Source organism: Nocardioides hungaricus, from assembly GCF_054782915.1.
The window spans coordinates 18,244-43,409 of sequence record NZ_BAAGRO010000001.1 but is presented as its reverse complement, the minus strand read 5'-3'; the positions used below and the strand labels follow the sequence as shown (position 1 = coordinate 43,409).

Here is a 25,166-nt window from a genome sequence, read left to right as displayed (position 1 = left end):
GCGCCCATGACCGACCCCTCGGAGCAGGCTCAGTCCGAGCTGCTGCCCGGGCTGGTGCGCCAGCAGGTCAGGGCCTCGCAGGCCAGAGCGCGCGAGACCCGCGCCCGCACGGCCGCGCAGGCGGAGCCCGCCGCGGTCGACCCGGTCGCGCGGGTGCTCGTCGACGTGCCGCTGGCCCACCTCGACCGCCCCTTCGACTACGCCGTGCCGGCGTCGATGTCGGACGCGGCGCGGCCGGGCGTGCGGGTGAAGGTGCGCTTCGCCGGGCAGGACGTTGACGGGTTCCTCGTCGAGCGGGCCGCCGCGTCCGACCACGCCGGGAGGCTCGCGCCGCTGCGGCGGGTGGTCAGCCCCGAGCCCGTGCTCGCGCCCCAGGTGGCCGCGCTGGCCGGCGAGCTCGCCGAGCGGTACGCCGGCACCCGCTCCGACGTGCTGCGACTGGCGATCCCCGCCCGCCACGCCACCACCGAGAAGGAGCCGAGCCCGCCGGCGCCCGGCCCGCCGCCGTACGACGCCGTCGCGGCCGAGGCCGCGTGGGCCGGCCACGAGCCGGGCGCGGCCTACCTGCGCCACCTCGCCGACGGCGGCAGCCCGCGCGCGGTCTGGTCGGCCGCGCCCGCGACCGACTGGCCGCTGGTGGTCGCGCACGCCGTCGCCGCCACCGTCGCGAGCGGGCGCGGCGCGCTGGTGTGCGTGCCCGACGGCAAGGACGTCGCCCGCGTCGACGCCGCGCTCACCGCGATCCTCGGCGAGGGCCGCCACGTGACGCTGACCGCCGACGCCGGTCCGGCCAGGCGCTACGCCGACTTCCTCGCCGTCAGCCGCGGCGCCCGCCGGGTCGTGGTGGGCACGCGCGGCGCGAGCTTCGCTCCCGTCCACGACCTCGGGCTCGTGGTGGTCTGGGACGACGGCGACGACCTCCACGCCGAGCCGCGGGCGCCGTACCCCCACACCCGCGAGACGCTGCTGCTGCGGGCCGAGCACGAGGGGGCGGCGGCGCTGGTCGGGGGCTTCGCGCGGACCGTCGAGGGGGAGTACCTCCTGCGCACCGGCTGGGCGCGCGAGCTGGCCGCCGACCGCGCGACCCGGCGCCGGGTGACCGTGGCGATCGTGGGGGAGGCGGGGGCCCGCTCGCACGGCGGGCGCATCCCGACCGAGGTGCACCAGGCCGTCCGCGACGCGCTGGCCGTCGGCCCCGTGCTCGTGCAGACGCCCCGGCTGGGCTACGCCACCTCGCTCGCCTGCGAGCGCTGCCGCACGCCCGCGCGCTGCGCCGCCTGTCAGGGGCCGCTCGCCCTGACCGGCCCGACCACGCCGCCGGCCTGCCGCTGGTGCGGCACCGCCGCCGCGGACTGGGCGTGCGCCGAGTGCGGCCACCGCGGCCTCCGGGCGCCGGTCCTCGGCGACGCCCGCACCGCCGAGGAGCTCGGCCGGGCGTTCCCGGGCGTGACCGTCCGCACCAGCTCCGGCGAGCGGGTCCTCGCGACGACCGGCGCCGAGCCGCACGTCGTCGTCGCCACGCCCGGTGCGGAGCCCGTCGCCGAGGGCGGGTACGCCGCCGTCGTACTCCTCGACACCTGGCTGCTGCTCTCCCGGATCGACCTGCGCGCCGAGGAGGAGGCGCTGCGCCGGTGGGTCAACGCCGCCGCCCTGGCCGGCGCCGGCGGCCGCGTGATCGCGGTCGGCGACCCCGGCCACCCGGCGCTGCAGGCGCTGGTGCGGTGGGACGCCGCCGGGTACGCCGCCCGCGAGACCGCCGAGCGGATGGCGGCCCACCTGCCGCCCGCGAGCCGGCTGGCCACGATCACCGGCGAGCCCGGCGCGGTGGACGACGCGGTCACGCTGCTGGCCGCGCCGGAGGGCGCGGAGGTGCTGGGGCCGGTGGACCTCGACACGGGAGGAGGGGAGGAGTCGCGGGTCGTCGTCCGCGTGCCCCGGGCGCTGGGGCCGGCGCTGTCGGCCGCGCTCGGCGAGCTCCAGCGGGTGCGGTCCAGCCGCAAGCTCGACGCGGTCCGCATCCAGGTCGACCCGCCCACCCTCTGAGTAGGGCGGGGCGACGCTCACTAGGATGACGCCGTGGCCATCCAGCCGATCCGCCTGTTCGGGGACCCGATCCTGCGCCAGTCAGCCGTCGAGGTCGTCGACTTCGACAAGGAGCTGCGCCGGCTCGTCGCGGACCTCACCGACACCATGCTGGAGGCGCCCGGCGCCGGCCTGGCCGCGCCCCAGATCGGCGTGGGCCTGCGGGTCTTCACCTGGAACGTCGACGGCGAGGTCGGCCACCTGGTCAACCCCTCCCTCGACCTCGGCGAGGAGGTCCAGGACGGCCCCGAGGGCTGCCTGTCCATCCCCGACCTCAGCTTCGACTGCAGGCGCGCCCGCCTGGTCGTCGCCCGCGGCCTCGACCAGCACGGCGAGCCGGTCGTGATCGAGGGCAGCGACCTGCTCGCCCGGGCGCTCCAGCACGAGACCGACCACCTCGACGGGGTGCTGTTCGTCGACCGGCTCGACGCCGCGGCCCGTAAGGCGGCCATGAAGGCGATCCGGGAGTCGGAGTGGTTCGGCCTGGAGCAGCCGACGGTCAAGGTCTCACCGCACCCCATGATGGGCCGCGCGCTCTGATGCGCGGACCCACCGCCCCCACGGCCTGCTGCGCGCCGCCCCGCGGGCGCCTCGCTGCGTTGTCGTCGGTCGCCGGGACTCCGTCCCGCCTCCTTCCTCCGCCTGGCGAGGCATCCCGCAGATGCGACGCTCGCGACGGCCAGGGGACGGAGGGCCCGCGCTGATGCGCCTCGTCCTCGCCGGCACCCCCGAGGTGGCCGTCCCGTCGCTGGACGCCCTCGCCGCGTCCGCCCACGAGCTGGTCGGCGTGGTGACCCGCCCCGACGCCCCCGCCGGCCGCGGTCGCGCGCTGGTGGCGAGCCCGGTCGCCCGGCGCGCCGAGGAGCTCGGCGTGCCCGTGCTCAAGCCCGGGCACCCGCGCGACCCTGCATTCCTGGCGCAATTGCGTGCGCTGGCCCCGGACTGCTGCCCCGTGGTCGCGTACGGCGCGCTGCTGCCCCGGTCCGCGCTGGACATCCCACCGCACGGCTGGGTGAACCTGCACTTCTCCGCGCTGCCGAGCTGGCGCGGCGCCGCGCCGGTCCAGCACGCGATCCGGGCCGGCGACGAGGTCACCGGGGCCACCACGTTCCGGATCGTCGAGGAGCTCGACGCCGGCCCGGTCTTCGGCGTGATGACCGAGCGGATCCGGCCCGACGACACCGCCGGCACCCTGCTCGCCCGGCTCGCCGAGGGCGGCGCCGGGCTGCTGGTCGCCACCATGGACGGCATCGCCGACGGCTCGCTCGAGGCCCGGCCGCAGCAGGCCGAGGGCGTCTCCTTCGCGCCCAAGGTCGAGGTCGAGGACGCACACGTCGACTGGTCGCTCCCGGCGGTCGCGATCGACCGCCGGATCCGGGCCAGCACCCCGGCACCCGGCGCCTGGACGACGTACGGCGGGGAGCGGCTCAAGCTCGGGCCGGTCGCGCTCACCGACACACCGCTGCCCGTCGGCGAGCTCGCGGTCGCCAAGTCCGAGGTGCTCGTCGGCACCGGCACGACCGCCGTACGACTCGGCGAGGTCAGGCCGTCGGGGAAGCGGCAGATGCCCGCCGCCGACTGGGCGCGCGGCGCCCGGCTCGAATCCGGCGGCGTGTTCGGGGTGAGTTCCCGTGCGACGTGACCCGCAGTTCTATACGGTCAGATGCATGAATACGCGGTCCGCCTCTCGGGAGCCGAGGAAGCCCGCGTGGGATGAGTGACGTCCCGTCCGGCCACCCCGTCCGTCGGGGCCGGCCCGGCTCCCGGCCGGTGGACCCGGTACGCCTGGCCGCCCTCGACGTCCTCAAGGCCGTGCGCGTCGACGGCGCCTACGCCAACCTGGTGCTGCCGGCGGTGCTACGCCAGCACCGGGTCTCCGGCCGCGACGCCGCGTTCGCGACCGAGCTCGCCTCCGGCACCCTCCGCCGGCGGGGGACCTACGACGCGATCCTGGCCGCCTGCATCGACCGGCCGCTGAGCAAGGTCGAGGCCAAGGTCCTCGACGCGCTCCGCCTCGGCACCCACCAGCTCCTCTCGATGCGCGTGCCGACGCACGCCGCGATCAGCACGACCGTCGACCTGGTGCGCGCGCGCAGCAGCTCCGGAGCGGGCGGCTTCGCCAACGCCGTGCTCCGCAAGGTCGCCCAGCAGGACCTCGACGCCTGGGTCGACCGGGTCACCCCCGACCCGCGGACCGCCCCGACGCGCTACGCCTCGATCGCCTACAGCCACCCGATCTGGGTCGTCGACGAGCTCCGCGCGGCCGTCGGCCCCGACGAGCTGTTCGACCTGCTCGCCGCCGACAACGAGCGGCCCCGGGTCACGCTGGTCGCCCGTCCGGGGCGGTCGACCCGCGACGAGCTGCCCGGGGAGCCGACCCGCTTCTCGCCGTACGGCGCCGTGCTGCCGGGCGGGGACCCCGGTGAGGTCCCGGCCGTGGCCGAGGGCCGCGCCGGGGTCCAGGACGAGGGCTCGCAACTGGTCGCGCTCGCGCTGGCCGCCGCGCCGGTGGAGGGCCGCGACGAGTGGTGGCTCGACCTGTGCGCCGGGCCCGGCGGCAAGGCGGCGCTGCTCGCCGCGCTGGCCGCGCAGCGGGGGGCCCGGCTGGTCGCCAACGAGCGCCAGGAGCACCGGGCCGGGCTGGTCCGCCGGGTGCTGCGCGGCGCCGACGGCGTGGCCGGGGTCGTGGCCGCCGACGGTACGGCGCCGCCGTACCGCCACGACGCGTTCGACCGGGTCCTCGTCGACGCCCCGTGCACCGGCCTGGGCGCGCTGCGCCGCCGGCCCGAGGCGCGCTGGCGCCGTCGCGCCGACGACCTGCTCGGGCTCGTCCTGCTGCAGCGCCGGCTGGTGTCCGCGGCGCTCGACCTGGTGCGGCCGGGCGGCGTGGTCCTCTACGCGACCTGCTCGCCGGTGCTGTCGGAGACGCGCGGCGTGGTCGGCTCGGTGCTCGACAACCGCCGCGACGTGGCGCTCGACGACGCCGGGCCGCTGCTGCCCGACGTCCCCGACTGCGCCGGGCCGGTGGCCGGCACGATCCAGCTCTGGCCGCACCGGCACGGCACCGACGCGATGTTCCTGGCGCTGCTGCGGAAGACGGCCTCGTGAAGCCAGGTCAGCGCCGGACCCAGACGAGGCTCCGCCCGACCTCGTCGACCTCGGCCTGGGTGGCGCCCTGCACGGGTGCCACGGTCGCGAACCAGGAGCCGTTCGCCTCGCTCACGAACGTGCTCGCGTCGGCCGCCACCTCCGCCTTGCCCGGGTCGAGGTAGGAGTCACGCCCCTCGGCGGGCCGCCAGGTCACGACCACCGAGGCGCCGCGCCTCGAGCAGGTGAACTTCTGGTCGGCCGGCGCGTCGCACTCCCAGCCTGGGGCCGTGACGACGATCGGCGAGTCCTGCGCACCGGGCTGCCGGCCGGCCGCCATAGAGAGGCGTTCGAGGTCGCTCCTCAGATCGGCCTGCTCGTCCGGGCCCGCCGTCTGGCCGGGAGCGGAGGTCGGCTGGGTCGCGATCAGAGCCCCGTCGCTCGTCGTACCGTCCGGTCCGGAGAGCAGCCCGACGCCGAGCGCGACCACGGCCACTCCGGCGACACCGGCTGCCGCCGCGCCCACCTGCCGCCGGCGCCGCAGGCGTCGGCCCGCGACGGTCGCGGAGCGGACCAGCTCGTCGAGGTCGGGGTGCTCACTGCGCACGCGGTCGTGCAGGGCGGTGCCGAAGGGCGTCTCGTCGGTCATGATGGGGTCCTCTCGGTGAGCTCGGCGCCGACGAGCGGGCGGAGCCGCTCCAGGGCGCGTCGGGATCGGGTGCGCACGGCCGTCTCGGTCAGGCCGAGGTCGCGGGCGGTGTCGGCGACGCTGCGGTCCTCCCAGTAGCGGAGCATCAGCACGGCCCGGTCCGGCGGCGACAGCGTCGCGATCGCCGCCAGCAGGTCGACGCGGGTCGTCGGGTCGTCCTCGGCGACCGGCGAGTCGCCGATCGCCGGGTCCGACGGCAGCTCCGAGGTACGCCGGAGCCGCCGGTGCGACAGGAACGCGTTGAGCAGCGTGGTCCGGGTGTAGGCCACCGGGTTGTCCGCGCGCGACACCCGTCGCCACGAGGCGTACACCTTGGCGTACGTCGTCTGGGTGAGGTCCTCGGCGAGGTGGTGGTCCCCGGTGAGCAGGAGAGCGGCCCGGTACATCTGGGTGCCGGTCGCCCGCACGAGCTCGGCGAACTCCTCGGCCTCGTCGTCCCTCACACCCCTCTGACGCCGCGACCGCACGGTTCCGTTGCAGTCGCGTCCCGGAGGCAGATCGGTGACTAGGGTTGGCGACATGGCGTCCAAGCCGCCCGCGGTGGAGATCGAGGTCGACGACCGGGTGGTCCGGGTCTCGAACCCGGACCGGGTCTACTTCCCGGAGAGCGGCGCGACCAAGCTCGACCTGGTCGAGTACTACCTGGCCGTCGGCCCCGGCATCGTCAACGCGCTCTTCGAGCGGCCGTGCATGCTGCACCGGTTCCCGAAGGGCCTCGCGGGCGACAAGGTGCACCAGAAGCGGCTGCCCGCCGGCGCGCCGCCGTGGGTGGAGACCGTCCGGCTGCACTTCCCGCGCTGGAACCGCACCGCCGACGAGCTCTGCGTGACCGAGCTCGGCTCGGTGATCTGGGCGGTGCAGATGTCGACGGTCGAGTTCCACCCCTGGAACAGCCGCCGCGAGGACACCGAGCGGCCCGACGAGTGGCGCATCGACCTCGACCCCGGGCCGCTCTGCGACTTCGACACCGTCCGCCGGGTCGCCCACGTCGCGCGCGAGGTCCTCGACGAGCTCGGCGCGGTCGGCTTCCCGAAGACCAGTGGCAGCAGGGGCCTCCACGTCTACGTCCGGATCCGGCCCGACCACGGCTTCACGGACGTACGCCGAGCCGCGCTGGCCTTCGCCCGCGAGGTCGAGCGGCGCGCCCCCGACGATGTGACCACCACCTGGTGGACGAAGGACCGCGACCCGCACCAGCTCTTCGTCGACTACAACCAGAACGCCCGCGACCACACCATCGCGGCGGCGTACTCGGTCCGCGGCCTGCCCGACGCCCGCGTCTCCGCCCCGATCCGCTGGGACGAGGTCGTCGACGTCGACCCGCGCGATCTCACGATCTTCACCGTCCCCGACCGGTTCGCCGCGCTCGGCGACCTGCATGCCGACATCGACGACCGGGTGTTCGACCTCGCCCCGCTGCTGGAGTGGGCCGAGCGCGACGAGCGGGCGACCGACGACGACGAACCACCCCGCGCCCCAGCCCTAGGGAAGCACTGATCAATTCAAGGGCGGCGCCAGACGCCGCCCAGGCACGCACGCTGGCTTCGTTGCCGTCGCTCGAAAGACGCCCGGTCTGCCCACGCTCCGGCGCCTCGCCATCGCACGACCTGGACGACGCTGGCATCCACCCGCATTGATCAGCACTTCCCTAGACTGACCACCCGTGGGCCACATCCAGATCACGCCGAGCATCCTCAACGCCGACTTCGCCCGCCTCGGGGACGAGATCGCCCGGATCGGCAGCGCGGACTGGATCCACGTCGACGTCATGGACAACCACTTCGTCCCCAACCTCACCTTCGGCCCGGCCATGGTCGAGGCGCTGGCCCGCGGCACCGAGGTCCCGCTCGACGCGCACCTGATGATCGAGGACGCCGACCGCAACGCGCTCGCGTACGTCGAGGCCGGCTGCGGCTCGGTGACCTTCCACGTCGAGGCGGCCAACGCGCCGGTCCGGCTGGCCCGCGAGATCCGCGCCCACGGCGCCCGGGCCGCGATGGCGCTCAAGCCGGCGACGCCGGTCGACCCCTACGAGGACCTGCTCCCCGAGCTCGACATGCTGCTCGTGATGACCGTCGAGCCCGGCTTCGGCGGCCAGCGGTTCCTCGACCTGTGCCTGCCGAAGATCCGCCGCGCCCGCGAGCTGATGGACAGGCACGGCGTGGAGACCTGGCTCCAGGTCGACGGCGGGGTCAGCCTGGAGACGATCGAGCGCTGCGCCGAGGCCGGCGCGGACGTGTTCGTGGCCGGCTCGGCGGTCTACTCCGCCGACGACCCGGACCGGATGGTCGCCGAGCTGCGCGCTCGCGCGCAGTCCGCCTCCGCCTGAAGCCGCACCCGCAGTGCGCCGTACGCCGTTCGTCCTGCTCCAGGCCGGCAACCTGCTCTCCGGCGTCGGCAACGGCGTCGCGATGGTCGTGCTGCCGTGGCTGGTGCTCGAGCTCACCGGCAGCGCCACCGCCGCCGGCGGGATCGCGGCGGCGACCCTGGTGCCGGCGCTGCTCAGCAGCCTGGTCGTCGGCACGCTCATCGACATGCTCGGTCGCCGGCGGATCGCGCTGCTGGCCGACCTGCTCTCGGGCCTCAGCACCGCCGGCATCCCGCTGCTGGCCGTCCTCGGGGCGCTCGACGTCGGCTGGCTGTTCGCGCTCGCCGCCGTCGGCGCGGTCCTCGACCCGGCCGGCTACACCGCCCGCAAGGCGATGCTGCCCGGCGCCGCCACCCGAGCCGGCTGGTCGTGGGAGCGGGCCAACGGGTGGCACGAGGCCGTCTACGGCAGCGCCTACATCGTCGGCCCGGGCGTCGGCGGCCTGCTGATCGGCTTCGTCGGCGCCGAGTCGGCGCTGTGGGTCACGGCCGGCGCATTTGCGCTGTCCGTGCTCGCGACCGGGTTCCTCCGGGTGCCGGGCGCGGGCCGTCCCGGGGCCCACGAGCGGCCGGAGAGCCTCTGGCGCGGCACGGTCGAGGGCCTGGTCTTCGTCTGGCGGCAGCCGCTCCTGCGGACGATCACCCTCCTGGTGTGCCTGCTGATCGCGGCGTACCTCCCGTTCGAGTCGGTGGTGCTGCCCGTCCACTTCACCCAGATCGACGAGCCGCGCCAGCTCGGCATCGTCGTGACCGCGATGAGCGCCGGCGGCGTCGTCGGCTCGCTCTGCGCCGCGCGGCTGGTGCGCGTGTTCGGCCGCTACCGCACCCTCGTCGCCAGCGTGATCCTCGCCTGCCTGGCGCTGCTGGGGCTCGCGTTCCTGCCCGACCTCCCCGCGCTGGTGGCGTTCTCGCTGCTGACCGGGCTGTTCTGGGGACCGGTGAACCCGATCTTCGACCTCGCCATGCAGGTGCGGACGCCGGAGCAGATGCGCGGCCGGGTGATCGGCGTGATCACCTCCGCGATCTACGCCGCCGGCCCGGTCGGCCTGCTTCTCGCGGGCCCGGCCATCGACGCCTGGGGCGTCAGCACCGCCGCCCTCGTCTTCGCCGCCGCCGTCCTGGCCGTCGCGTTCCTGACCCTGCTGCCGCGCACCCTCCGCGAGCTCGACGACCTGCGGGACCCGGGCGCGGAGCCACACGTGACGCTGGCGACGCCGTACCCGCGCCCGGAGCAGGCAGACTGAGCAGGTGCTCCTGACCATCACGACGACCCACGTCCCGGCGACGGACCTCGGCCACCTCCTGCACAAGCACCCCGACCGCGTCCAGGAGTTCCGCCAGTCCTTCGGGACGGCGACCGTGCTCTACCCGGAGGCGCACGAGACGCGCTGCACCGCGGCGCTGATCCTCGACGTCGACCCCGTCCGGCTGGCCCGCTCGCGGACGAGGTCGCCCGACTTCAGCCTCGCCCAGTACGTCAACGACCGGTCGTACGCCGCCTCCTCGCTGCTCGGGGTCGCGCTGGCCGACGTCTTCAGCACCGCCCGGTCCGGCGTCTGCAGGAGCCGGCAGGAGCTCGCCGAGGGCCCGATCCCGCTGGAGCTGCACGTCCCCGTGCTGCCCTGCCGCGGCGGGCCCGCGATCGCCCACCGGCTCTTCGAGCCGCTCGGCTGGACCGTCGACGCCGTACCGATCCCGCTCGACCCCGACCTCGACTGGGGCGACTCCCGCTACGTCCGGCTCACGCTCGCCGGCACGGTCCGGCTCGCGGACGCGCTCAACCAGCTGCACCTGCTGCTCCCGGTCCTCGACGAGTCCAAGCACTACTGGCAGGCCGCCGACGAGGTCGACAAGCTGCTCCGCTCCGGCGGGTCGTGGCTGGTCGGGCACCCGGAGCGCGAGCTCATCGCCCGGCGCTACCTCGGCCACAGCCGCCGGCTCGCGGACGACGCGCTGGCCCGGCTGGCCGAGCTCGGCGACGAGGTCGAGGCGGCCTTCGACCCCGAGCCGGCCGAGCGCCGGGTCGCGCTGAGCGTCCAGCGCCACGACGCCGTCATCGCGGTGCTCGACGAGCTCGGCGCCCGCTCGGTCATCGACCTCGGCTGCGGCGGCGGCCGGCTGCTCCAGCGGCTGGTCGAGCGTCCCGGACTCGACCCGGTCGCCGGCGTCGACGTCTCGACGGCGTCGCTCCGGGCCGCCACCCGCCGGCTGCGGCTCGACCGGATGGGGGAGCGGCAGGCGGCGCGCGTCTCGCTGTTCCAGGGCGCGCTCACCTACACCGACGAGCGGTTCGCGGGGTACGACGCCGCGGTGCTCATGGAGGTCGTCGAGCACGTCGACCCGGAGCGGCTGCCGGCCCTCGAGCGGGTCGTCTTCGGCCAGGCCAGGCCGGGCGCGGTCGTGCTCACGACGCCGAACCGCGAGTACAACGAGCTCTACGAGGGCCTGGTCGGCCGCCGCCACCCCGACCACCGGTTCGAGTGGACCCGAGACGAGCTCGCCGCGTGGTGCGATCGGGTCTGCTCCGAGCACGGCTACACCGTCGAGATCCGGGGGATCGGCGACGCCGACCCGGACCGCGGGGCGCCGACCCAGCTGGCGGTGTTCCGCCGTGCGTGAGATCAACGTGCCCGCACTCGGGCTGGTCGTGCTGGTCGGGGTCTCGGGCAGCGGCAAGTCGACCTTCGCCGCCCGCCACTTCCTGCCCACGCAGGTGATCTCCAGCGACTTCTGCCGCGGGCTGGTCGCCGACGACGAGAACGACCAGGACGCCACCCCCGACGCCTTCGACGTCCTGGACTACATCGTCGGCACCCGGCTGCGCCGCGGCCTGCTCACCGTCGTCGACGCCACCAACGTCCAGCGCAACGCGCGGGCCGCGCTGGTCCGGCTGGCGAAGGAGCACGACGTGCTCGCCGACGCGATCGTGCTCGACGTACCCGAGTCCGTCGCCGTCGCGCGCAACCGCGAGCGCCCGGACCGCGACTTCGGCGGCCACGTCGTCGCGCGCCAGCACCGCGACCTGCGCCGCTCGCTCAAGGGCCTGCGCAAGGAGGGGTTCCGCAAGGTGCACGTCCTCGCGCCCGAGGAGATCGACGACGTCGCGGTCGGCCGCGAGCGCTCCTGGAACGACCGCCGCGACCTGACCGGCCCGTTCGACGTCATCGGCGACGTCCACGGCTGCGCGAGCGAGCTGCGCACCCTGCTCGGCGAGCTCGGCTGGGTGGTCGGGGACGAGGGCGCCCACCACCCCGAGGGCCGGACGGCGGTCTTCGTCGGCGACCTGGTCGACCGCGGCCCGGACACCCCCGGAGTGCTCCGCCTGGTCATGGGCATGGTCGCGGCCGGCACCGCGCTCTGCGTCTCGGGCAACCACGAGGCCAAGCTGGTGCGTGCGCTGCGCGGCGCGAACGTGCAGACGACCCACGGCCTCGCCGAGTCGCTGGCGCAATTGGCCGGCGAGCCGGAGGAGTTCCGCCAGGCCGCGCTGGGCTTCATGGACGGCCTGATCAGCCACTACGTGCTCGACGAGGGCCGGCTCGTGGTCGCGCACGCCGGCCTGAAGGAGCCCTACCACGGCCGGTCGTCGGGCCGGGTCCGCTCGTTCGCGCTCTACGGCGACACCACCGGCGAGACCGACGAGTTCGGCCTGCCGGTGCGCTACCCCTGGGCGCAGGAGTACCGCGGCACGGCGATGGTCGCCTACGGCCACACCCCGGTCCCCGAGGCGGAGTGGGTCAACAACACGATCTGCCTCGACACCGGCGTCGTCTTCGGCGGCCACCTGACCGCGCTGCGGTACCCGTCGCGCGAGCTCGTCCGGGTGCCCGCCGAGCGGACCTGGTTCGAGCCGGTCCGCCCGCTGGTCGCGCCGACCACCGGGCGCGAGCCCACGGCCCTGGACATCGAGGACGTCGCCGGCGACCACTGGCACGACACCGAGCTCGGCGGCCGGGTGAAGGTGCCGGCCGAGAGCTCCGGCGCCGCGCTGGAGGTGATGAGCCGGTTCGCGGTGGACCCGCGCTGGCTGGTCTACCTGCCCCCGACGATGGCGCCCGCGCCGACCGCGACCGAGGGCGACCTGCTCGAGCATCCCGAGCGGGCGTTCGCCGACTACGCGAGGACCGGCGTCACCGCGGTCGTGTGCGAGGAGAAGCACATGGGCTCGCGGGCGATCGCGGTGCTCGCGCGCGACGCCGAGGCCGCCGAGCGCCGCTTCGGGGTCGGCGACGGTTCGACCGGCACCGTCCACACCCGCACCGGCCGGGCGTTCTTCGCCGACCGTGCCGTGCAGGCGACCCTGGTCGACCGGCTCCGCGAGGCGGTGCTGCCGCTGTTCGACGGGCTCGGCACCGACTGGCTGGTGCTCGACGGCGAGCTGCTGCCGTGGTCGGCCAAGGCCCGCGGCCTCATCGAGGAGCAGTACGCCGCAGTCGGGACCGCGGCCCTGCACGCGCTGCCCGCCCTGGCCGGTGTGCTCGCCACCGCGTCCGGCCGCGGCCTGGACGTCGACGCGCTCGCCCGCCGTACCGCCCGGCGGCTGGCCGACGCCCGGGCCTTCCGCGACGCCTACGTCGGCTACGTGCACCCGACCGAGGGGCTCGACGGCGTGACGTTCGCGCCGTTCCAGATCCTCGCCGCCGAGGGCCGGCTGTTGGCCGTCGAGGAGCCGCACCCGTGGCACCTCGAGCGGCTCGCCGCGCTGCGCTCGCCGCTGCTCGCGCCCACCCGGCACCTGCTCGTCGACCTGTCGTCGGCCGCCGAGCGAGACGCGGCCACCCGCTGGTGGACCGAGCTCACCGCCGCCGGTGGCGAGGGCATGGTCGTGAAGCCGGCGCACCGCGTCGGACGCGGCGTCCAGCCGGGGCTGAAGGTGCGGGGCCGGGACTACCTGCGGATCGTCTACGGCCCCGACTACCTCGACTCGGTCGAGCGGCTCCGGGAGCGGAGGCTCGGCCGCAAGCGCAGCCTCGCCGAGCGCGAGCACGCTCTGGGCGTCGAGGCGCTGCGCGGGCTCGTCGCGGGCGACCCGCTGTGGCGGATCCACCAGTCGGTGTTCGGCGTGCTCGCCCTCGAGTCGGAGCCGGCCGACCCGCGGCTGTGAGGTGACCGCCTGTGAGGTGACACTGTGACGTGCCCCACGGAGCCCGCCCGACCCGCTCTGTGGCAGACTCGCCCCGACGAGCGAGAGCTCGCGTGCTCTGGGGTCGGTGAAATTCCGAGCCGGCGGTGACTGCTCGAAGCCTCCTGGCTTCGCTCAGAAGTCCGCGACCCGGTCGCAGCCAGCGGCCGGTTGACCAGGTGCAACTCCTGGACCGACGGTCACAGTCCGGATGGGAAGCGCACGCAGGCGTCGTCACGCACTCCGTGCGCGACGACCCGTCCAGGCCCCGGAGTCCGCGACCGGACACGAGGGGCCAGACCAGATGCCGAGCGGGACCACGACCGCAGCCGAGCAGGCGGCGATGCGGCGCGCCCTCGCGCTCGCCGCGGCCCCCGGCGTGCCCCTCGGCCCGAACCCGCGCGTCGGCTGCGTGCTCCTCGACGAGACCGGCGCGACCGTGGCCGAGGGCTTCCACCGCGGCGCCGGCACCCCGCACGCCGAGGCCGACGCCCTCGCCCGGGCCGGCGACCGGGCCCGGGGCAGCACCGCCGTCGTCACGCTCGAGCCCTGCAACCACCACGGCCGCACCGGCCCCTGCGCCGAGGCACTGGTCGCCGCCGGCGTACGGCGCGTGGTGTTCGCCCGCCCCGACCCGAACCCCGAGGCCGCCGGCGGCGCCGGCACCCTCCGCGCCGCCGGCCTCGACGTCGAGTCGGGACTCCTGAGTGTCGAGTCGGGGCTGCTGAACAGGTTCTGGACGTTCGGGGTCGAGCACGGCCGCCCGTTCGTCACCTGGAAGTTCGCGACCACCCTCGACGGCCGCAGCGCCGCCGTCGACGGCACCAGCCGCTGGGTGAGCTCGCCGGCCGCCCGTCTCGACACGCATCGGCTCCGCGCGACCTGCGACGCGATGCTGGTCGGCACCAACACCGTCGCGGTCGACGACCCGCTGCTCACCGTCCGCGACGAGCAGGACCGGCCGCTCGCGCACCAGCCGCTCCGCGCGGTGATGGGGGAGCGCGACCTCGATCCGGGCCGCCGGGTCTTCAACGGCGACGCCGAGTCGCTCCACCTGCGCACGCGAGACCCGGAGCAGGCGCTCGCCGAGCTGTTCGCTCTCGGTCGCCGGCACGTGTTCCTCGAGGGCGGCCCGACCCTGGCCGCGGCGTTCCTCCGCGCCGGGTACGTCGACGAGATCGTCGCCTACGTCGCGCCGATGCTGCTCGGCTCCGGCCGCGGCGCGGTCGCCGACCTCGGAATCACCACGATCGCGGAGGCGTTGCGTCCCCGCGTCGCCGACATCGCCGTGCTGGACGGCGAGCCGCCGAACGTGCGGCTGACGCTCCAGCCAGGAGAGGACTGAGATGTTCACCGGAATCGTCGAGGAGCTCGGCACCGTCGCCGCGGTCGAGGACCAGGGCGACGCCCTCCGACTCACCGTCCGCGCCGGCACCGTGCTCGAGGACGCCGCGCTCGGCGACTCGATCGCCGTCAACGGCTGCTGCCTGACGGTGGCGGAGCGCACCGAGGACACCTGGACCGCCGACGTGATGCAGGAGACGCTCGACCGGACCGGCCTGTCCGGCGTCCGGCCCGGCGACCGGGTGAACCTGGAGCGCGCGGTGACGGCCCACACCCGGCTGGGCGGCCACCTCGTCCAGGGCCACGTCGACGGCGTCGGCACCGTGGCATCCCGGACGCCGAGCGAGCACTGGGAGATGGTGGAGATCTCCATGCCGCCCGCGCTGTCCCGCTACCTCGTCGACAAGGGCTCGATCACCGTCGACGGCGTCAGCCTGACCGTGGTCGAGGCCCGCGACGACTCCTTCACCGTCAGCCTGATCCCCGAGACCCTCGCCCGCACCACGCTCGGCGCCCGGCAGCCCGGCGAGCGGGTCAACCTCGAGGTCGACGTCATCGCCAAGCACGTCGAGAGGCTGCTGGCCTTCCGGGACGGCAACGCCGGCGGCGGCACAGGAGAGAGCCGATGAGCGAGCACGAGACGATCGGTCTCGACAGCATCGAGCGCGCGATCGCCGACATCGCCGCCGGCAGGGCGGTCGTGGTGGTCGACGACGAGGACCGCGAGAACGAGGGCGACATCATCTTCGCCGCCAGCAGGGCGACGCCGGAGCTGATGGCGTTCACGATCCGGCACAGCAGCGGCGTGATCTGCGTGCCGATGCCCGCGGCCATGCTGGACCGGCTCGAGATCCCGCTGATGACGCCGCACAACAAGGACAAGCTGCGGACGGCGTACACGGTCTCGGTCGACGCCCGCGACGGCGTCAGCACCGGCATCTCGGCGGCCGACCGCGCGCACACCGCCCGGGTGCTCGCCGACTCGGCGACCGAGCCGTGGGAGATCACCCGGCCCGGGCACGTCTTCCCGCTGCGCTACCGCGAGGGCGGCGTGCTGGTGCGCCGCGGCCACACCGAGGCCGCGGTCGACCTCGCGACGCTCGCGGGGCTGACGCCGGCAGGCGTGCTGGTCGAGGTCGTCAACGACGACGGCACCATGAAGCGCGGCCCCGAGCTGCGCGCGTTCGCCGACGAGCACGGGCTGGCGATGATCTCGATCGACGACCTGGTCCGCTACCGCCGCCGCCACGAGAACCTGGTCGAGCGGGTCGCCGAGACCCGGCTGCCCACCAGGCACGGCGACTTCACCGCCTACGGCTACCGCATCACCGTCGACGGCTCCGAGCACATCGCGCTCGTGCACGGCGACATCTCCGGGCCCGAGCCGGTGCTGACCCGGGTGCACTCCGAGTGCCTGACCGGCGACGTGTTCGGCAGCCACCGCTGCGACTGCGGCCCCCAGCTCGACGAGGCGCTCCAGCGCGTGGTCGAGGAGGGCCGCGGCGTGATCGTCTACCTGCGCGGGCACGAGGGCCGCGGCATTGGCCTGGTCGCGAAGCTGCAGGCCTACCAGCTCCAAGACGGCGGCCGCGACACCGTGGACGCCAACCTCGACCTCGGCCTGCCGGCCGACGCCCGCCACTACGGCACCGCCACCCAGGTGCTGCGCGACCTCGGCGTCTACAACGTGCGGCTGATGACCAACAACCCCGACAAGGTGGAGAACCTCGAGGACTTCGGCGTGCACGTCGCCGCCCGGGTGCCGCTCACCCCGCATCCCAACGACCACAACATCGCCTACCTGCTGACCAAGCGGGACCGGATGGGCCACGACCTGCCCCACCTGGACATGACCGAGAACGGAGCCTGAGATGGCCGGCCACGGAGCCCACGACGCCGAGACCTTCGACGCCAGCGGCCTCAAGGTCGTCGTCGTCGCCGCGAGCTGGCACACCCAGGTCATGGACGGCCTCCTCGCCGGCGCCCGGCGCGCGCTCGCCGACTTCGGCGCCACCGCCGAGACCGTCCGCGTGCCCGGCACCTTCGAGCTGCCGGTGGTGGCCGGCGCCCTCGCGGCGCAGGGGTACGACGCCGTGGTCGCCCTCGGCGTCGTGGTCCGCGGCGGCACCCCGCACTTCGAGTACGTCTGCCGCGCCGCCACCGACGGCCTCACCCGGGTCGCGCTCGACCACCGCGTCGCGGTCGGCTTCGGCGTACTGACGTGCGACGACGACGAGCAGGCCCTCGACCGGGCCGGGCTCGCGGGCTCGACGGAGGACAAGGGCTACGAGGCGACGTCCGCCGCGCTGCTCACCGCCCGGACCCTGAGGGAGCTGACACGGCGTACGCCGTAGGCTGGGCGACCGTGAAGACGTTCGACGAGCTCTGGGCCGAGCTGAGCGAGAAGGCGCGGTCCCGTCCCGAGGGGTCCGGCACCGTGCGCCAGCTCGACGCCGGCGTCCATGCCTGCGGGAAGAAGCTGGTCGAGGAGGCCGCCGAGTCCTGGATGGCCGCCGAGCACGAGGGCAGCGGCCGGGCCGCCGAGGAGATCAGCCAGCTGCTCTACCACGCCCAGGTCCTGATGCTGGCGACCGGCATCGAGCTCGACGACGTCTACGCACACCTCTAGGAAGCACCCTCATGGCACTCCTCCGCATCGCGGTCCCCAACAAGGGGTCGCTCTCGCTGTCGGCGCAGGACATCCTGCGCGAGTCCGGCTACCGGCAGCGCGACGACGCCAAGCAGCTCACGCTCACCGACGCCGAGAACGGCGTCGAGTTCTTCTACCTCCGCCCCCGCGACATCGCGCTGTACGTCGGCGAGGGCACCCTCGACGTCGGCATCACCGGCCGCGACCTGCTCCGCGACTCCGGCGCCAAGGCCGAGGAGGTGCTGGGCTTGGGCTTCGGCCGCAGCCGGTTCCGGTTCGCCGGGCCCGCCGGCCGCCACACCGACCTCGCCGAGCTCGCCGGCCTGCGGATCGCGACGTCGTACGTCGGCGTGGTCCGTGCCTTCCTCGAGGAGCGCGGCATCGACGCGACCGTCACGCGCCTCGACGGTGCGGTCGAGACCAGCATCCAGCTCGGCGTCGCCGACGTGATCGCCGACGTCGTCGAGACCGGCAGCACGCTGCGCCAGGCCGGGCTGGAGACGTTCGGCGAGACCGTCCTCGACTCCGAGGCGGTGCTGGTCACCCGCAGCGGCGCGGTGCCCGAGGGCTTCGAGGTGTTCAAGCGCCGGCTCGAGGGCGTCCTGGTCGCGCGCAGCTACGTGATGATGGACTACGACATCGAGGCCGACCACGTATCGGCCGCCGTCGCGCTGACTCCGGGCATCGAGAGCCCGACCGTCTCGCCGTTGCATCGCGAGGGCTGGGTCGCCGTACGCGCCATGGTGCCGCGCGAGGGCGCCCAGCGGCTGATGGACGAGCTCTTCGACATCGGCGCGCGCGGCATCCTGCTGACGGACATCCATGCCTGCCGCCTCTGAGCCCGGGTCCGGGCCCGTGCCGCTGCCGCACACGTGGCGCCCGTTCGGCGTGCGGATGGCCGGAGCCGTCCTCGGCGGCGGCCTCCTGCTGATCGTCGTGCTCACCTGGTTCGGCTTCGACCCCGAGACCAGGGCGAAGTTCACCTGGTTCCAGCGGGGGACGGTGATCTTCCTGCTGCTGCTCGGCTTCTCGTGCTGGTTCGCGCTGGTCCGCTCCCGGGTGGTCGCCGAGGCGTCCCGGCTGGTCGTCGTGAACGGCTACCGCCGCCGCGAGTACGACTACGCCGAGGTGGTCGGCATCCACCTCCCCCCGGGCGCCCCCTGGGTCACCCTCGACCTGGCCGACGGCTCGACCGCCTCCGCCATGGGCATCCAGGGCTCCGACGGCAGTCGCGCCAGACGGGCCGTGCGGGAGCTGCGGGCCGTGGTCGAGTCTCGGTCGGGCTAGGCGCCTGGCCGCTGGTTCACCACGGTATGCAGGCGAGCCGTCACTTCCCTGGGCGAGCTCGCCGTGGGAAGTGGATGTTCACCTACATACCGTGATGAAGCTGCCCGCGGCGCCGGCAACGCTACGCCTGGCGAGAGCAGGCGCTGACGACGCGCGCAGGGCCCCGGCTTCCAGCGCATCCCTAGGTCCGCAGCCGGAGGTCGGCCCGCTCCCGCGTCCGGTGTCGCTCGAAGTGGGCGGCCTCCTCGACCGCCCAGGCGTCCCAGTACGGCGCGAACGACTCGCCGTCGCGCTCGATGCCCCGCTCCATCCGCACGTCGTGCGGCGCCTCGATCCAGACCAGCACGGTCACGAGATCGGCGACGACGAGCGATCCGGCGCCCACACCCTCGAGCACGAGCAGCGGCTTCGGCGGGACGGTCACCGTGTCGGCGTACTGCCCGGCGATCCAGTCGTAGCGGCGGTAGCTCCCGGCGGATCCGGCGACCTGGGGCCGCAGCAGCCCGTCGAGCTGGGCGTCGACGGCGCGCAGCCCGGACCAGCCCTCGATCAGCTCGTCCATGTGGACGACGGGAGCGCCGATCGCGGCGGCCAGGGTCGTCTTGCCGGACCCGGACGGGCCGTCGATGCAGATCAGCCGCCCGGCGCCGAGCGTTGGCGGCCGCGACCGCGCGAGCTCGAGGACGGCCTCAGAAGGACTGGCCACAGCCGCGGTAGCTCGGCACCGACGCCTCGAACGCGTCGCCCGCGAGCAGGTGCACGGTCGTCGCGTGCTCGAAGACCTCGCCGGACTTGCCGTGCCGGAACCACACCAGGTCGCCGATCTCGAGCTTCGCGGCGGCCGGCCCGGTGAGCGGCGTCTGCACCTCGCCGGCGCCCTCGAGCCCGGTCAGGTGCAGCCCGGCGGGCGCCCACGGCGTCGGCAGCCGGTCCGCCCCGGCCGGGCCGGACGCGATCAGGCCGCCGCCGTGCACGGTCGCCAGCTCCGGCGACGGCCTGCGGGTGACCGGCAGGCCGAAGTACGACGCCGGTCGCGGCGCGAAGGACCGATAGTGGTCGAACAGCGCCGGCACGAGCAGCCCCGAGCCGGCGGCGACCTCGGTGACGACCGGGTCGGAGGCGGTCGACTCGACCGAGCCGGAGCCGCCGCCGTTCCAGAACTCCAGGTCGGCCACGGTCGCGAGCGCGGCGGCGATCTGCCGGCGGCGTACCGCCAGCTGGGTCACCGACAGCGCCTTGATCCCGCGCAGCACCGTGGACCTCGCGCGCGCCGTCGGGACGACGTCCTGCAGGCCGGCGACCTGGCCCTCGTAGGTCATCGCGCCGACCAGCCGGAAGCCGGGTCGCCGGTCGATCTCCCGCGCGAGCGCGAGCACGTCGGCGGTGTCGAGCAGGGGAGAGCGCTTGGGCCCGACGTGCCTGCCGCCGATCTGGAGGCCGGCGTCGACGTCGATCGCGATCCGGACCTCGACGCCCGGCGCGAAGCGCACCGAGTCGACCACGTCGAGGTGGGCGATCGAGTCGACCATGAGCGTGATGGCCGCGGCGGCCCCGGGCGAGACCACCAGGTCGGCCAGCGCGCCCCGGTCGACGGTCGGGTAGGCGACCACGATGTCGTCGCAAATGCGCCGTTCGTGCAGCCACAGCGCCTCGCGCAGCGAGTAGCCGAGCACGCCCCGCATGCCCTCCCGGGCGAGCGCGCGCTCGATCAGCGCCGGCACCCGCAGCGACTTCGACGCGACCCGGATCGGCTTGCCGGCGGCGCGGCGCTCCAGGTCGGCGGCGTTGGCGTCGAACGCGTCCAGGTCGACCACGAACACCGGGGTCGGGAGCGGCACGCCCTGCTTGGCGACCGCGTCGTTCAGGCGGGACCACAGCCGGTTGCGGTCCACGGGGGTGCTCGGGCTCAACTGATGCCTCGGTTGCGCAGGATGGCCTCGATCTCGGCCATCTCGGAGTCGGTGTCGATGGCCGGCTGGCGGCGCGAGGGCAGCTCCCTCCCGGACTGGCGCGAGCGCACCCTCCCCGCCTGGCGCGAGCGCACCATGCCGGACCCGACGATCAGCGCGACCCCGACCCCGCCGACCAGGAACCCGAGCCACACGACCGGGCTGAACACCAGGCGGGCCGCCCAGTCTGCGACGGCGTCCACGACCTCGGTGAACAGCCTCAGCGTCCTGGTCAGGTACGCCGCCGGCGGCAGCAGCGTGAACCCGAGCGCCCGCAGGCCCGAGGCGAGCCCCCGCCGGCGGAACGAGAACCAGGTCCAGATCCCGCCGAGCACGGTGAGGCTCAGCGTCAGCGCCGCCCATGATGCGTCGTCCACGATTCAACTGTCCCACATGGCCGATTGGCCCCCACGGCACCGCCTCGCGAGAATGGCCGGGTGATCCGGCCCGGCGAGCCCCGCGTCATCCCCGACCCGGGGTTCGCCGGCGACGACGGCGCCGCGCCTGCCGCGCTGGCGGACGTGCTGGCCGGCTGGGTGGCCGGGCGGGCGACGTACCCCGAGGCCCTGGCCGTGCTCGCGCGGAGCCGCCTGCTGGTCCCGGTCGTGGCCCTCCTCGGCGAGGTGGAGTACGACGAGCAGGGGCTCGCCCGCGACAAGACCAGCGAGATGGCGACCGTCCTCCTCCAAGGGGCCGACGGCCGCCTCGCGCTGCTGGCGTTCACCGGCACCGCGACCCTGGCGGCGTGGAGCCCCGAGGGCCGGCCGGTACCGGTCGCGGCCGCGGCCGCGGCCCGATCGGCGCTCCAGGACGGCGCGGCCGCCCTGGTGATCGACGTGGCCGGTCCGGTGCGGTTCGTCGTCGAGGGCGAGGACCTCGAGCGGCTGGCGGCCGGCTGGACGCTGGTCCGGGTGGGGGAGCGGGCCGCCTGGATTCGGCCCGACGGGGAGTCGTCGGCTAGTCTCTGACGTTGACCGATCCGTTCCGGCACCCGTGCCGGGGCAGATCCGCAAGCGGAGGCAAGGCTCGATCGCCTCCCACCCGCATCGACCGCCCCAGCAATGGGTCTGCTCCACAGGTCGTCGGGTCCGGTCCTGAGAGGCTCACACACGTGGAGCCTCGATAGGTGGCGTGCCCCGTGCGGGGAGACGTCGGACTGGCTTCCGCTTGCAGCTAGCGGAAGCCTTTCGCCGTTCCAGGGGCCCTCGGGGCGCCAGGAGGGCACGGGCCTCCGGCCACATTGCCACCAGGAGGACACATCAGCACCGAGCTGCGTATCAACGAGCGGATCCGGGTTCCCGAGGTCCGGCTGGTTGGACCCAACGGGGAGACCGTGGGCATCGTCCCCACGGAGCAGGCCCTCAAGCTCGCCCAGGAGGCCGACCTCGACCTGGTCGAGATCGCGCCGCAGGGCAAGCCCCCGGTCTGCAAGCTCATGGACTACGGCAAGTTCAAGTACGAGAACGCGCAGAAGGCCCGGGAGGCGCGCCGCAACCAGACGAACGTCGTCATCAAGGAGATGAAGCTTCGTCCGAAGATCGACGCGCACGACTACGAGACCAAGAAGGGCCACGTGGTCCGGTTCCTGCGCGCCGGCGACAAGGTGAAGATCACGATCATGTTCCGCGGCCGCGAGCAGCACCGCCCCGAGCTGGGCTTCCGGCTGCTCCAGCGCCTCGCCGAGGACGTGACCGAGCTCGGCTTCGTCGAGTCCGCTCCCAAGCAGGACGGGCGCAACATGATCATGGTGCTCGGCCCCCACAAGAAGAAGGCCGACGCCAAGGTCGACATGCTGGCGGAGAAGGAGTCGCGGGCCGCCGAGCGGGCCGCGCAGCAGGCCGAGGAGCGCGCCGAGCGCGACGCCGCCCACGCCGCCGGGCCCGTCGCCCAGAAGAAGGAGCGGGGACGCTCCGAGAACCTCGATCCCGAGATCGAGGCCTGAGACCACACCGACCCGGGGGACCGGCCGGCCACCGCGGTGGCCGAGCCCGTCGAGGCCGGCGGCCACAGCAGGACGAGACGCAGGACGAGACAGAGAGAAACGACAGATGCCGAAGAACAAGACGCACTCCGGTGCGAGCAAGCGCTTCCGGGTGACCGGCTCGGGCAAGATCCTGCGCGAGAAGGCCGGCAAGCGCCACAACCTGGAGAAGAAGCCCTCCAAGGTCACCCGGCGCATGAGCGGCACCACCGAGGTCGCCAAGGCCGACGTCCCGCGCGCGAAGAAGATGCTGGGTCGCTGACCCTCGCCCCGCCCCCGATCTGTACCAAGCAGCAAGGAGTAAGACAGTGGCACGCGTCAAGCGGGCAGTGAACGCCCAGAAGAAGCGCCGGGTCGTCCTGGAGCGCGCCAGCGGCTACCGCGGCCAGCGCTCGCGGCTCTACCGCAAGGCCAAGGAGCAGGTCACCCACTCGCTGGTCTACAGCTACAACGACCGCCGCAAGAACAAGGGCAACTTCCGTCGCCTGTGGATCCAGCGCATCAACGCCGCCGCGCGGGCGCAGGGCCTGACCTACAACCGGTTCATCCAGGGCCTGAGCCTCGCCGGCGTCGAGGTCGACCGCAAGATCCTCGCCGACCTGGCCGTCAACGACGTCGCGGCGTTCAACGCGCTGGTCGAGACCGCCAAGGCCGCCCTGCCCGCGGACGTCAACGCCCCCAAGGTCTCCGCGTAGCCGGTGGTCGAGGAAGGCGCGCCGCGCCTGTCTCGCAACCCGCTGAGCCCGGGCACCCCGCTGAGCCCGGGCAACGCCCGGCTCAAGGACATCCGGAAGCTCAGCCGCCGCTCGGTCCGCACCGAGCGGCGGCTCTTCCTCGCCGACGGCCCGAAGGCCGTCGAGGGCGCCCTCGAGGTGCCTGGGTGCGTGGTCGAGGTCCTCGCGACCCGCGCCGCGACCGAGCAGTACGCCGCCCTGGCGGATGCCGCCCCGCGCTGGACGCTCGTCGACGACCGTGCGCTGGCCGCCCTCAGCGACAGCGTCACCCCCGCCGGCGTGGTCGCCGTCTGCCGCTTCCTGGACCGCCCGTTGGTCGAGCTCGTCGAGACCCGTCCGCGCCTGGTCGCCCTCTGCGCCGACGTCCGCGACCCCGGCAACGCCGGCACCGTGATCCGCTGTGCGGACGCCGCCGGCGCCGACGCGGTCGTGCTGGCCGGCCACTCGGTCGACGCCTACCACCCCAAGGCCGTCCGGGCGAGCGTCGGCAGCCTGTTCCACCTCCCGATCGCCGTCGAGCCCGACCCGGCGGCCGCCGTACGCTCCCTGCAGGCCGCGGGGCTGCAGGTGCTGGCCGCCGACGGTGCCGGCGAGGTCGACCTGGACGAGGCCGACGACCTGCTCGCCGCGCCGACCGCGTGGCTGCTCGGCAACGAGGCGTGGGGCCTGCCCGCCGAGCTGGCCGACCTCGCCGACCACCGGGTGCGCATCCCGATCCACGGCCGCGCCGAGAGCCTCAACCTCGCCACCGCCGCCGCCCTCTGCCTCTACGCCTCCGCGCGGGTCCACCGCCGCTAGGCTGCCGAGCGTGGACGGCCTCGACGCGCTCGCGGACGGCGCCGTCCTCGCCGGCCCCGACGGGACCGTGACCGCGATCAACGCCGTCGCCGCCCGGCTGCTCGGCGCCGAGGACGCCGTCGGGAGGCCGCTCGCGGACGTGCTCGCGCTCCAGGACACCGACGGCCGGGACTGGTGCTCGACCAACCGCCCCTACGACGGCCTGGCCACCCGCACGGCCGTGCCCGAGCAGTCCTGGCTGCTGCCCGACGGCACCGAGGTGCTGGTCGTCGCCCGGCTGCACCGGCCCGCGCTCGACCGGCCGGTCCAGCGGGTCGCGGTCAGCATCCGCTCCGGCCGCGGCCGGGCGCGCCTGGACCGCGAGCGCTCCGACCTGGTCGCGACCGTCGCCCACGAGCTGCGCTCGCCGCTGACCGGCGTGAAGGGCTTCGTGCAGGCGCTGCTCAACCGGTGGGACCGGCTCAACGACGAGCAGAAGAGGCTCATGCTCGCCACGGTCAGCGCCGACGCCGACCGGCTCAGCCGGCTGATCGCCGAACTGCTCGACGTCGCGCGGATCGACACCGGCCGCCTCCAGCTGCACCCGCGCCCGGTCGACGCCGAGGTCTTGGTACGCCGGGTGGTCGACTCGGTCGGCGCGAGCACCAGCCGTCCGATCGTGGTCGAGGCGACCGGCGTACTGCCCCGGGTCACGGTCGACCCCGACAAGCTCGTCCAGGTGGTCACCAACCTGGTCGAGAACGCGGTCCGCCACGGCTCCGGCACGGTCACGGTCGCCCTCGCGCCGGTCTCGCCCGGCCTCCGGCTGGTGGTCGAGGACGAGGGCGAGGGCATCGCCCCCGAGCTGCGGCGGCGGGTGTTCACCAAGTTCTGGACGTCCGGCAGCAGCGGCGGCTCCGGCCTCGGGCTCTACCTCGTGCACGGCCTGGTCGAGGCCCACGGCGGCACGATCGCGATCGGCGACGCAGCGTCCGGCGGCGCGCGGATCACCGTCACGCTGCCGGCCGCGGACGGAACCGGTTCGCGCGGGATCGGCCGTCCTTCCTAGACTCGTCC

The 25,166-nt window shown here is 74.6% G+C and carries 27 protein-coding genes and 1 riboswitch; of the genes, 22 read left to right on the top strand and 5 right to left on the bottom strand.

The window, feature by feature from the left end; genetic code table 11:
* The first annotated feature begins 6 nt into the window (after positions 1–6).
* From ACYVKX_RS00210 to ACYVKX_RS00195, 4 genes are all read left to right on the top strand, one after another.
* Positions 7–2,043: a primosomal protein N' gene (locus ACYVKX_RS00210; protein WP_460828482.1), complete on the top strand. Its 2,037-nt coding sequence runs from the start codon at positions 7–9 to the stop codon at positions 2,041–2,043.
* 33 nt (positions 2,044–2,076) lie between these two features.
* Entirely contained in the window at positions 2,077–2,622 is a 546-nt protein-coding gene (def, locus tag ACYVKX_RS00205; protein WP_460828481.1) for a peptide deformylase, read from the top strand.
* 163 nt (positions 2,623–2,785) lie between these two features.
* Positions 2,786–3,724, top strand: a complete 939-nt coding sequence (gene fmt / locus ACYVKX_RS00200; protein WP_460828480.1) for a methionyl-tRNA formyltransferase — start codon at positions 2,786–2,788, stop codon at positions 3,722–3,724.
* 71 nt (positions 3,725–3,795) lie between these two features.
* Positions 3,796–5,190 carry an RsmB/NOP family class I SAM-dependent RNA methyltransferase gene (locus tag ACYVKX_RS00195; RefSeq protein ID WP_460828479.1) on the top strand — a complete coding sequence of 465 codons (1,395 nt, stop codon included), beginning with the start codon at positions 3,796–3,798 and terminating at the stop codon, positions 5,188–5,190.
* A 7-nt stretch (positions 5,191–5,197) separates the two neighbouring features.
* Here ACYVKX_RS00195 and ACYVKX_RS00190 read toward each other — a convergent pair whose 3' ends face one another.
* Together ACYVKX_RS00190 and ACYVKX_RS00185 are read right to left on the bottom strand one after the other, a co-directional pair.
* Complete coding sequence (locus ACYVKX_RS00190; protein WP_460828478.1) at positions 5,198–5,818, bottom strand: hypothetical protein; 621 nt, start codon at positions 5,816–5,818, stop codon at positions 5,198–5,200.
* Positions 5,815–6,321: a SigE family RNA polymerase sigma factor gene (locus ACYVKX_RS00185; protein ID WP_460828477.1), complete on the bottom strand. Its 507-nt coding sequence runs from the start codon at positions 6,319–6,321 to the stop codon at positions 5,815–5,817. Before ACYVKX_RS00185 ends, ACYVKX_RS00190 begins: the two co-directional genes overlap by 4 nt.
* Before the next feature lie 76 nt (positions 6,322–6,397).
* On the opposite strand from ACYVKX_RS00185, the gene ligD reads away from it, so the two are divergent.
* The 12 genes from ligD (at position 6,398) to ACYVKX_RS00125 (ending at position 18,648) form a co-directional block, all read left to right on the top strand.
* Positions 6,398–7,375 (top strand): non-homologous end-joining DNA ligase, encoded by a 978-nt coding sequence (gene ligD / locus ACYVKX_RS00180; RefSeq protein ID WP_460828476.1) that lies wholly within the window; start codon positions 6,398–6,400, stop codon positions 7,373–7,375.
* 166 nt (positions 7,376–7,541) lie between these two features.
* Positions 7,542–8,207, top strand: coding sequence for a ribulose-phosphate 3-epimerase (rpe, locus tag ACYVKX_RS00175; RefSeq protein WP_460828475.1), 666 nt, complete (start codon positions 7,542–7,544; stop codon positions 8,205–8,207).
* 13 nt (positions 8,208–8,220) lie between these two features.
* Positions 8,221–9,489: an MFS transporter gene (locus ACYVKX_RS00170; protein WP_460828474.1), complete on the top strand. Its 1,269-nt coding sequence runs from the start codon at positions 8,221–8,223 to the stop codon at positions 9,487–9,489.
* A 4-nt stretch (positions 9,490–9,493) separates the two neighbouring features.
* Positions 9,494–10,864 carry a 3' terminal RNA ribose 2'-O-methyltransferase Hen1 gene (locus ACYVKX_RS00165; RefSeq protein ID WP_460828473.1) on the top strand — a complete coding sequence of 457 codons (1,371 nt, stop codon included), beginning with the start codon at positions 9,494–9,496 and terminating at the stop codon, positions 10,862–10,864.
* Positions 10,857–13,349 (top strand): polynucleotide kinase-phosphatase, encoded by a 2,493-nt coding sequence (locus ACYVKX_RS00160; protein WP_460828472.1) that lies wholly within the window; start codon positions 10,857–10,859, stop codon positions 13,347–13,349. Before ACYVKX_RS00165 ends, ACYVKX_RS00160 begins: the two co-directional genes overlap by 8 nt.
* Positions 13,350–13,437: 88 nt before the next feature.
* A riboswitch (FMN riboswitch) is annotated at positions 13,438–13,595 on the top strand.
* A 76-nt stretch (positions 13,596–13,671) separates the two neighbouring features.
* Positions 13,672–14,712: a bifunctional diaminohydroxyphosphoribosylaminopyrimidine deaminase/5-amino-6-(5-phosphoribosylamino)uracil reductase RibD gene (gene ribD / locus ACYVKX_RS00155; protein WP_460828471.1), complete on the top strand. Its 1,041-nt coding sequence runs from the start codon at positions 13,672–13,674 to the stop codon at positions 14,710–14,712.
* A 1-nt stretch (position 14,713) separates the two neighbouring features.
* Complete coding sequence (locus tag ACYVKX_RS00150; protein ID WP_460828470.1) at positions 14,714–15,340, top strand: riboflavin synthase; 627 nt, start codon at positions 14,714–14,716, stop codon at positions 15,338–15,340.
* Positions 15,337–16,581 carry a bifunctional 3,4-dihydroxy-2-butanone-4-phosphate synthase/GTP cyclohydrolase II gene (locus ACYVKX_RS00145; protein ID WP_460828469.1) on the top strand — a complete coding sequence of 415 codons (1,245 nt, stop codon included), beginning with the start codon at positions 15,337–15,339 and terminating at the stop codon, positions 16,579–16,581. Before ACYVKX_RS00150 ends, ACYVKX_RS00145 begins: the two co-directional genes overlap by 4 nt.
* A gap of 1 nt (position 16,582) precedes the next feature.
* A complete protein-coding gene (gene ribH / locus ACYVKX_RS00140; protein WP_460828468.1) occupies positions 16,583–17,065 on the top strand; it encodes a 6,7-dimethyl-8-ribityllumazine synthase in 483 nt (160 codons plus the stop codon).
* 11 nt (positions 17,066–17,076) lie between these two features.
* On the top strand, positions 17,077–17,340 hold the full coding sequence (locus tag ACYVKX_RS00135; RefSeq protein ID WP_460828467.1) for a phosphoribosyl-ATP diphosphatase: 264 nt from the start codon (positions 17,077–17,079) through the stop codon (positions 17,338–17,340).
* Between the two features lie 11 nt (positions 17,341–17,351).
* A complete protein-coding gene (gene hisG / locus ACYVKX_RS00130; RefSeq protein WP_460828466.1) occupies positions 17,352–18,200 on the top strand; it encodes an ATP phosphoribosyltransferase in 849 nt (282 codons plus the stop codon).
* Positions 18,184–18,648 (top strand): PH domain-containing protein, encoded by a 465-nt coding sequence (locus ACYVKX_RS00125; RefSeq protein ID WP_460828465.1) that lies wholly within the window; start codon positions 18,184–18,186, stop codon positions 18,646–18,648. Before hisG ends, ACYVKX_RS00125 begins: the two co-directional genes overlap by 17 nt.
* A gap of 181 nt (positions 18,649–18,829) precedes the next feature.
* Here ACYVKX_RS00125 and ACYVKX_RS00120 read toward each other — a convergent pair whose 3' ends face one another.
* From ACYVKX_RS00120 to ACYVKX_RS00110, 3 genes are read right to left on the bottom strand one after another with little or no spacing between them, the layout of a single operon-like run.
* Positions 18,830–19,354 (bottom strand): uridine kinase family protein, encoded by a 525-nt coding sequence (locus ACYVKX_RS00120; protein ID WP_460828464.1) that lies wholly within the window; start codon positions 19,352–19,354, stop codon positions 18,830–18,832.
* Positions 19,338–20,558 carry an amino acid deaminase/aldolase gene (locus ACYVKX_RS00115; RefSeq protein WP_460828463.1) on the bottom strand — a complete coding sequence of 407 codons (1,221 nt, stop codon included), beginning with the start codon at positions 20,556–20,558 and terminating at the stop codon, positions 19,338–19,340. Before ACYVKX_RS00115 ends, ACYVKX_RS00120 begins: the two co-directional genes overlap by 17 nt.
* Positions 20,555–20,974, bottom strand: a complete 420-nt coding sequence (locus ACYVKX_RS00110; RefSeq protein ID WP_460828462.1) for a hypothetical protein — start codon at positions 20,972–20,974, stop codon at positions 20,555–20,557. The genes ACYVKX_RS00115 and ACYVKX_RS00110 overlap by 4 nt, the downstream gene beginning before the upstream one ends.
* Positions 20,975–21,034: 60 nt before the next feature.
* Here ACYVKX_RS00110 and ACYVKX_RS00105 point away from each other — a divergent pair, with 60 nt between their 5' ends.
* The 6 genes from ACYVKX_RS00105 to ACYVKX_RS00080 all read left to right on the top strand — a co-directional run bounded on the left by ACYVKX_RS00105 (position 21,035) and on the right by ACYVKX_RS00080 (position 25,158).
* A complete protein-coding gene (locus ACYVKX_RS00105; RefSeq protein ID WP_460828461.1) occupies positions 21,035–21,565 on the top strand; it encodes an SseB family protein in 531 nt (176 codons plus the stop codon).
* A 272-nt stretch (positions 21,566–21,837) separates the two neighbouring features.
* Positions 21,838–22,539 carry a translation initiation factor IF-3 gene (gene infC, locus ACYVKX_RS00100; RefSeq protein WP_460828460.1) on the top strand — a complete coding sequence of 234 codons (702 nt, stop codon included), beginning with the start codon at positions 21,838–21,840 and terminating at the stop codon, positions 22,537–22,539.
* A 106-nt stretch (positions 22,540–22,645) separates the two neighbouring features.
* Positions 22,646–22,840, top strand: a complete 195-nt coding sequence (gene rpmI, locus ACYVKX_RS00095) for a 50S ribosomal protein L35 (RefSeq protein WP_460828459.1) — start codon at positions 22,646–22,648, stop codon at positions 22,838–22,840.
* A 46-nt stretch (positions 22,841–22,886) separates the two neighbouring features.
* Positions 22,887–23,273, top strand: a complete 387-nt coding sequence (rplT, locus tag ACYVKX_RS00090; RefSeq protein WP_460828458.1) for a 50S ribosomal protein L20 — start codon at positions 22,887–22,889, stop codon at positions 23,271–23,273.
* A 3-nt stretch (positions 23,274–23,276) separates the two neighbouring features.
* Positions 23,277–24,110, top strand: coding sequence for a TrmH family RNA methyltransferase (locus ACYVKX_RS00085; protein WP_460828457.1), 834 nt, complete (start codon positions 23,277–23,279; stop codon positions 24,108–24,110).
* 10 nt (positions 24,111–24,120) lie between these two features.
* Positions 24,121–25,158: a sensor histidine kinase gene (locus tag ACYVKX_RS00080; RefSeq protein ID WP_460828456.1), complete on the top strand. Its 1,038-nt coding sequence runs from the start codon at positions 24,121–24,123 to the stop codon at positions 25,156–25,158.
* Positions 25,159–25,166 lie beyond the last annotated feature (8 nt).

Coding starts and splice junctions, on each gene's coding strand:
- ribH (WP_460828468.1), top strand. CDS start 16,583: ATGGCCGGCCACGGAGCCCACGACGCCGAGACCTTCGACGCCAGCGGC.
- ligD (WP_460828476.1), top strand. CDS start 6,398: ATGGCGTCCAAGCCGCCCGCGGTGGAGATCGAGGTCGACGACCGGGTG.
- hisG (WP_460828466.1), top strand. CDS start 17,352: ATGGCACTCCTCCGCATCGCGGTCCCCAACAAGGGGTCGCTCTCGCTG.
- rpmI (WP_460828459.1), top strand. CDS start 22,646: ATGCCGAAGAACAAGACGCACTCCGGTGCGAGCAAGCGCTTCCGGGTG.
- ribD (WP_460828471.1), top strand. CDS start 13,672: ATGCCGAGCGGGACCACGACCGCAGCCGAGCAGGCGGCGATGCGGCGC.
- ACYVKX_RS00150 (WP_460828470.1), top strand. CDS start 14,714: ATGTTCACCGGAATCGTCGAGGAGCTCGGCACCGTCGCCGCGGTCGAG.
- ACYVKX_RS00195 (WP_460828479.1), top strand. CDS start 3,796: ATGAGTGACGTCCCGTCCGGCCACCCCGTCCGTCGGGGCCGGCCCGGC.
- fmt (WP_460828480.1), top strand. CDS start 2,786: ATGCGCCTCGTCCTCGCCGGCACCCCCGAGGTGGCCGTCCCGTCGCTG.
- ACYVKX_RS00190 (WP_460828478.1), bottom strand. CDS start 5,818: ATGACCGACGAGACGCCCTTCGGCACCGCCCTGCACGACCGCGTGCGC.
- ACYVKX_RS00145 (WP_460828469.1), top strand. CDS start 15,337: ATGAGCGAGCACGAGACGATCGGTCTCGACAGCATCGAGCGCGCGATC.
- ACYVKX_RS00125 (WP_460828465.1), top strand. CDS start 18,184: ATGCCTGCCGCCTCTGAGCCCGGGTCCGGGCCCGTGCCGCTGCCGCAC.
- ACYVKX_RS00210 (WP_460828482.1), top strand. CDS start 7: ATGACCGACCCCTCGGAGCAGGCTCAGTCCGAGCTGCTGCCCGGGCTG.